Origin of the sequence: Frankia nepalensis, assembly GCF_016786325.1 — a bacterium.
Lineage (GTDB): Bacteria > Actinomycetota > Actinomycetes > Frankiales > Frankiaceae > Pseudofrankia > Pseudofrankia nepalensis.
The window spans coordinates 57570-64894 of sequence record NZ_JADWYU010000113.1; the positions used below are offsets into that span (position 1 = coordinate 57570).

A 7325-nucleotide genomic window follows, 5' to 3' on the forward strand; every position below is an offset into this window, starting at 1 on the left:
CTCGGCCACCGCCCCCGACCACCGGCCGGCCACCCGCCGGCGCGGGGAGGCACTGCGCAAGGCGATCTTCGACGCCGTGTTCGAGCAGCTGCGGACGGTCGGCTACACCAACCTGACCATGGACAACGTCGCCGCCGCCGCGCACACCAGCAAGACCGTGCTCTACCGCCGGTGGGCGTCCAAGGACGACATGATCAGTGACGCCCTGCGGGAGGCCCTGCCCGCGCCCGCCGAGGTGGTCATCACCGGCGACGTCCGCGCGGACCTGCTCGCCCTGCTGCGCTGCGTCCAGGTCGCCTTCACCTCGACCAAGGGGACCGCCTTCCAGATCGTGTCGGCGGAGGCCGGCTGCGAGCGCGGCGTCGTCCGCCAGACGGTCATCGCGCACGTCGTCCAGCCGTGCATCGACCGCATCCTGGACGTGCTGCGGCAGGCGGCCGAGCGCGGGGACGTCCGGCCCGAGGCGGCCACCGAACTGGTCGCCAGCAGCGGTCCCGCGCTGCTGGCGCAGTACTCGCTGGTCTACGGCCCGGTCCTGCCCGACGAGTTCCTCTCGTCCGTCGTCGACCAGATCGTCCTGCCACTGGTGACCCCCGGCCAGGCGGTCGAGCGGCCGGCCGCCGCGCCGCCCGTCGCCGCCTCCTGAGCGTCGCCTCGGCCTGCCTGGCTCGCGTGCTCACCTCGGCGGGACGGTGCCCACCACGCGGCGAGCGCCGTCGCTCTCTCGTCACCAGGTGGCAACCGAAATGCCGCACAACCCGCCTGGCCGTCTTTTGCGGATAGATCTTACAATTTCAGCGTGAAACTGCGCCGGTACACGGGTCTGACGCTGATCGGCCTTACCGTGGGGGCGCTCGCGCTCGCCGGGTGCGGTAAGCCGAACGACCAGATATACGTCTCCAACATCACCGACAGTCACGGTCGGGTGTGCACCTTTGTCTATACGGCCCGGGAAGGGGAAGGCTGGGGAGGCGGCGGCCGCGACGTCGACGTCAGCGAACTCGACTGCGAGTACCCACCGGCCGGCAGCACCCCGGGGCAGCCGACCACTGTTCCGCTCAGCCCTCCCTGATCGGTCCGTCGCGCGGTTGGCCCGGATCGTCGAGATTGCCGTTGGCCCCGATCCAATCGTTATCCGCATTCTCGGCTGTCGCGCTTCTGACACTCGGCGGGTTTACGGGAAAGGGCTTGCATCCGCCAGTCGGAGGCGATTGACTCGCGGCGTCCTCGCTTCCTGCCGCGGCACCCGCCGGTCTTCGGATCCGGCGTTCCGTGCAAGAGGCACGAGCGCTTTCTTCTCCCGCCGGGGGGTGGGTCGCAATGGCTGGCAGCCGTAGCAACGACGTCGAGAACGTATTTCCGGATTACCATCGAAAAGTTGGCGAGACCACGGACGGCCAGGTGTTGCGGTCGTTCTCCGACCCGGGTGGCGTGAAGTACCAGGCCGGCACCGCGCGGGCGGCGATCGAGGATTTTATCGGGCGGCGGTCGAGGGATCTGAAGGCCGACACGCTCGACGTCCGGGAAGAGAACGCGGCGGAGGGCGCCAACGTCCTGCGCATCCGGTACGGGCAGTACGTCAACGACCGGCCCCTGCTGGGCGCCGGCATCCACGCGGTCGCGGACACCGAGCGCGGTGCGTTGATGCGGGTCGACAACCGGCTCGACGACGACGTCGCGGCCGCGCCGGACCCCGCGGCCGCGCGTGGTGTCGGCGAGGTGGAGGCGGCCGCCCTGGCCCCGTTCGGGGACTACGGCTCGGCGCGCGTCGAGTCCGCCACGACGGCCTACCTGCGAGACAACCAGCGGCCCGCCATCCCCGACGACGACTACCCGACGGCGACGCGGGACCTGCTGCGCACCGGTACCGCGCCGGACGGCGCCCTGCACCTCGTCCACGATCTGCTGGTGCGGACCACGGATCCGTTCGAGCAGTTCCGCGTCGTCGTGGACGCGGTGAGCGGCAATGTCCTGTTCATCGAGCTGATCGGCAAGTATGTCGCCGCCAGCGGCCTGGTGTTCCTGCCCGACCCGGTGAGCGACTCCGACTCGGGGGCGCTCAGCTCGACCTCGACGGCGTCGACGCTCGACGCGCTGCGGCATCCGGTCACACTGGAGATCAACCCGGCCAACGGCGGCGTCTTCCGCCTGGAGGGTGACTGGATCCGCTGCGTCGACTGGGACGCTCCAGCGTTCGCCGTCCCCGCCGAGAACGCCGCGAACTTCAGCTACCAGACCTATCCCGCCGACCGGCGTTTCCTCAGCGTCAACGCCTACCACTGGCTCGACACCTTCGCCCGTTATCTGCGGACGCTGGGAAACGCGAACCTGAACGCGAACATGACCCAGGTCGAGGTCGATGCCCAGGGCTTCTCCGGCGCGGACAACAGCCAGTGGGTCCCCGGCACACCCAACCGCATCCGCTTTGGTGAGGGAGGCGTTCCGGACGCCGCCGACTTCGGCGTCATCATCCACGAGTACCTCCACGGCGTCTTCCAGTTCCAGGGCAGCGACCACGGCGGCTCGGGCTCCTACGAGCACAGCTTCTGCGACGCGATCGCGGCCGTTTTCCGGGACCAGTTCAACCCCAGCCGCCACCGGCGCACCGAGACCTTCCCGTTCGACAACAACGCCACGGACAGGTGGAGCACCGAGCGCACCCTGAACCGCGTCGAGCGCTTCGACGACGCCGGATTCGCCGGGTATGGCTTCAACCTGCGTAACTCGATGCTGGGCACGGCGATCTGGGAGAGCTATCTCGGGGTCGGCGGCGACTCGGGCGACGCGGGCGTGCGCCAGCACGCCGCCGACGTCGTCATCCGCGCGTTTCTCGGGATGCTGCTCAACGTCCCGGACGACAACTCGAACGGCATCGCCCATGCCCAGAGCCTCATGCAGGGAATGATCGACGCCGACGTCGCGCTGACCGGGGGCCTGCACAGCAAGGTGTTCGACGCGGCCGCGGTGGCCCGCGGGCTGTGGCCGACGCGAGCGGTGGACCTGTGGATCGCGGACAGCGCGGGGGACAGCGGCGTCATCCCGAGCCCGATCCCGCACTGGACGTCCCCCGACCTCTGGGTCCGCAATCTCGGACCCGCCGACGGCGACGACCCGAGCCTCGGCCACCAGGAGCCGATCGTCGGCCAGCCGAACTACCTGTACGTCAACGTCCGTAACCGCGGCACCGCGGCCGCCCCCGCCGGGGCGTTCACCGTCGAGGCGTTCCGCTGCGACCCGGGCACCGGAATGATCTGGCCGACGCATTTCTCGTCGATGGGCTCCCTCGCGATCACGGCGCAGATTCCCGCCGGCGGGACGGCGCGGGTCGGCCCGTTTCTCTGGACGCCGGCCGTGGCCGGCCACGAGTGCCTGCTCGCCGTCGTCGACGGCGCTCCCGACCCGGCCGTGACGACCGCCCTGCTCGGCCCGGTGCCACACGACCAGCTCGTGCGTTTCGACAACAACGTGGGTCAGCGCAACGTCAACCCCCAGATGTCAGTGCCCGGCGGCAAGACGAGGGCGTCGATGACGATGCGCGGCGGGCTCACGGACATGGCCTGCTCGCTGGAGCTGGACGCCTCGGCGATGCCGGCCGACACGGCGATCACCGTGCGCACGCTCACCCGGATCGTCGACGCGGCGACGATCACCGGCCTCACCACGGCCGAACACGGCGAGGTCAGGTCGACGCAGACGATGCCCGGCGGCGGCAGCGCGGCCATGGCCGGCTTCCCGCTCGAGGCGGGGGAGGCGGTGGACGTCGACCTCGTCATCGACTTCTCCCACGAGGCCGAGCACCTGCGCACCTATCCGCTGGTGCTCACGCAGTACCAGGGCGGGCAGCTCGCGGGCAGGCTGAGCATCGAGATCGTCGCCGTCAAGGAACTGGAGGACTTCGTTTTCGGCAACCCGCGCAGCGGCGAGCTGCACATCTCGACCTGTTCGCTGTGGCCGAAGCTGGGGCCGGGGAGCAAGATTCCCTTCGTCCGCGCCGAGGACGCGATCGCGCGTGGCTACAACGGCTGCGCGTTCTGCCTCCCGGCCATCAACACGGGCTGACCCATGGCCCCCGATCCCGGTCCGTCCTTTCCCGCGCCGGACAAGCGGAGAGCGCCGAGCGCCGCCGAGCCGTTCGTCCCGGAGCGGAAATGGCTCGGAGCACTGCCCGACAAGTTCGTGGCGACCCTCGTCGACCTGGTCTCGACACAGGCGCTTCGGGACGACGTCACCGCGCTGGCCACCTTCCACACCCGGCACACGTTCTCGAGCCAGATCGCGGCCGCCGCCGACCACCTGGTGGCGCGGTTCGCCGCCGCCGGCTATCCCGCCGCGAGCAAGGTGGCGTGGTCGCGCGGCGGGCACACGGGGGAGAACATCGTCGCGATCAAGGCCGGCAGCCAGCCTGCCGGCCGGGTCGTCGTTCTCTGCGCGCACTACGACTCCCGGATGCAGGCCCCGTCCGACGCGACGGCCCGCGCGCCCGGCGCGGACGACAACGCCAGCGGCGTCGCCGCCATGCTGGAGATCGCCCGCCTGCTGGCCGACCTGCCGGTGCGGGACACCATGCACTTCGTCGCCTTCTCGGGCGAGGAGCAGGGGCTCTGGGGCTCGACGGAGTACGCGGCGCAACTGGCGGCCGCGGGCACCGCCGTACACCGGCTCGTCAACCTGGACATGATCGGCTTTCCGCCGCCGGACGGCTCCGTCACCGTCGAGCGTGACCTCGGCAACGCCGTGGCCAGCAACGACGCGGATTCGGTCGCGTTCGGGGCGGTCATGGCCCAGGCGGCCGCCGACTACACGAACCTACCGGTCCGGCTGGGGCCGATCTACTCCAGCGACTACATGCCGTTCGAGGCGCGCGGCTGGGTGACGATCGGCGCGTTCGAGGGCGAGGGCAATCCGAACTACCACAACACGTCCGACGACGTCGGCACCGTCAACTTCGACTACCTGACGGCCGTCACCCGGATGACGCTCGCGACGCTGCTGCGGCTGAACCTCGTCGCGGTCGGCGAGGCGTCCTCGGGCGTCGACCTCTACATCCGCGACAGCCTCGCCGACACCGGCGCCCAGCCCAGCCCGGTGCCGCACTGGACGTCGCCCGACATCTGGGTCCGCAACGACGCCAGCGCGGCCGACAACCCGGAGGACGGCCACCAGCCACCCATCAACAACCAGCCGAACTACCTCTACGCGCGGGTGCGCAACCGGGGGACCGTCGCCGTGCCCGCGGGCGCGGCGCGGGTGCGGGTGCACCGGTGCGACCCGGGCACCGGCATGATCTGGCCGCGGGACTTCAGCCCGATCGGCGAGCTGGTCGTCACCGAGGACATCCCGGCGGGCGGCGCGGTGCGGGTCGGCCCGTTCACGTGGACGCCGTCGATCGTGGACCACGAGTGCCTGCTCGCCATCGCCTCGGCGCCGGGGGACTCGGCCTTCCCGGACGTCTACCCCGGCGCGCTGAACCACGGGCTGCTCGTCCACTACGACAACAACGTCGGCCAGCGCAACGTCGCGCCCGTCCTGAGCGTCCCCGGCGGGAAGCAGGAGGTCACCCTCTGGCTGCGCGGCGGCCTTGCCGAGACGTCGAACGTCATGACCCTGGACGCCACCGCTCTCCCGGCCGACAGCACGCTGGACCTGCGGCTCTCCGGCCGCCTCACCGACGGCGCGGCGGTCGCGGGCTTCACCCTGGCGGGGGAGACCGCCCGCACGAGGACGTTGCGGCTGCGCGGCGGCCAGGTCGGCACGCTCGGCCAGGTCCGGCTCGACACGGCCGAGCGGGCGCAGCTGGACCTGACCGTGGATTTCTCGACGCAGGCCGAGCACCTGCGGCGCTACCCGATCATCTTCAGCCAGGAACAGGACGGTGTGGCGTCCGGGAAGGAGACCATCGAGATCACCGCGGTCAAGGAGGTGGCTGACATGTTCTTCGGCAATCCGCGGACGATGGAGGTCCACGTCGTGACCTGCCCGTGGTGGCCGCGGATCTCCGCCGCCAACAAGGCGCCGTTCTTCGCGCTTCGAGACGCGCTCGCGCGCGGGTACGACGGCTGCGCCCACTGCCTGCCCGCCGCCAACCACGGCTGACCGTCACCCTCATTGCCGGGCACCGGCCCCATCGCGGCTCTGCCCGCGATGGGGCCGAGGCCCGGCTGTTGCTGTGGGTGGCATCGGCCGGACACTCCGGTGCGTCAGCGCAGCTTCCAGAGCTGGATGGTATTCGCGTCGTCGCCGACGGTGGCGAGCAGGGTGCCGTCGGGGGAGAACGTCACGACGCCCATGGCTCCGGTGTCCTCGGTTGAGCGGGTGTCCAGCGGCTGGCCGAGGAGGGTGGGGTTGGCGGGGTCGGCGATGTTCCAGAAGCGGATGCTGCCGTCCTCGCCGTCTGCGGTGGCGAGGGTGCTGCCATCGGGGGTGAACGCGACGGAGAACCAAAATTCGCTGACGATGAAGAGGGGCTGGCCGAGCGGCGTGGGCTTGGCCGGGTCGGTGACGTTCCACAGCCGGACGATGTACGGAAAGGTGTCGTAGGTGGCGAGCAGGCGGCCGTCGGGGGAGAAGACCAGGCCGCTGCCAGTGGGGGCGTCGCGGGGCTGGTCGAGGGGTGTGGGGCTGGCCGGGTCGGTGACGTTCCAGAGGCGGTCCGCGGTGGCGAGCGTGTGCCCGTCCGGGGAGAACGCCAGCCCGTCGTACGCCGCGAAGCCCAGCTCGTTGGCCAGGGGCCCGCTGAGGGGCACGGCGTGTTCCGGGTCCGCGAGGTTCCAGAGGCGGACCGTCTGGTCATTGGCGGCGGTGGCGAGGGTGCGACCGTCTGGCGAGAAGGCCACCCCGAACACGGCGTCGGTATGGCCGGTCAGCGATTTGCCCAGCGGTACTGGCGCGGCGGGGTTGGTGGTGTCCCAGAGGCGGACGGTCCCGTCGAGGCTGGTCGTGGCGAGGATGTGCCCGTCGGAAGAGAAGGCCACGTTCGTCACCCCGTTGGTGTGGCCGGTGAGCGGCTCGGCCAGCGGGGTGGGCGTGGCGGGGTCGCCGACGTCCCAGAGGCGGACGGTCTGGTCGTCGCTGGCGGTCGCGAGGGTGTGGCCGTCCGGGGAGAACACCGCCGCCGCCACCGCGCCGGTGTGGCCGCTGAGCGGCTGGCCGACGCGGGCCGGCGGGGTGCTGGCCAGCACGTCGGCGGTCGAGGTCGTCGGTGTCGGCGAGGGCGTGGACAGCGGCGTCCCGTTCGTCGGCGCCGCCCCGGCGCCGGTCGCCGGGTCCTTGTCCGACGTCCCGAGGACGACCGCGGTGACCGCCACGACGACCGAGACCACCACCGC

5 protein-coding genes are annotated in these 7325 nt (G+C 71.1%); 4 read left to right on the top strand and 1 reads right to left on the bottom strand.

Translation table 11 applies throughout. The features are described 5' to 3' along the window. The 4 genes from I6A81_RS14315 to I6A81_RS14330 form a co-directional block, all read left to right on the top strand. Window positions 1-646, top strand: a 646-nt coding sequence (locus tag I6A81_RS14315; RefSeq protein ID WP_203003746.1) for a TetR/AcrR family transcriptional regulator, incomplete at its 5' end; no start/stop codon positions are given. A gap of 153 nt (window positions 647-799) precedes the next feature. After that, window positions 800-1072, top strand: a complete 273-nt coding sequence (locus I6A81_RS14320; protein WP_203003747.1) for a hypothetical protein — start codon at window positions 800-802, stop codon at window positions 1070-1072. 248 nt (window positions 1073-1320) lie between these two features. Next, window positions 1321-4059, top strand: coding sequence for a hypothetical protein (locus I6A81_RS14325; protein ID WP_203003748.1), 2739 nt, complete (start codon window positions 1321-1323; stop codon window positions 4057-4059). A 3-nt stretch (window positions 4060-4062) separates the two neighbouring features. Next, on the top strand, window positions 4063-6093 hold the full coding sequence (locus tag I6A81_RS14330) for a M28 family metallopeptidase (protein ID WP_203003749.1): 2031 nt from the start codon (window positions 4063-4065) through the stop codon (window positions 6091-6093). A 104-nt stretch (window positions 6094-6197) separates the two neighbouring features. Here the strand turns inward: I6A81_RS14330 and I6A81_RS14335 are convergent. After that, the coding region (locus tag I6A81_RS14335; RefSeq protein ID WP_203010203.1) for a WD40 repeat domain-containing protein at window positions 6198-7325 on the bottom strand (1128 nt) is incomplete at its 5' end.

Coding starts and splice junctions, on each gene's coding strand:
- I6A81_RS14325 (WP_203003748.1), top strand. CDS start 1,321: ATGGCTGGCAGCCGTAGCAACGACGTCGAGAACGTATTTCCGGATTAC.
- I6A81_RS14330 (WP_203003749.1), top strand. CDS start 4,063: ATGGCCCCCGATCCCGGTCCGTCCTTTCCCGCGCCGGACAAGCGGAGA.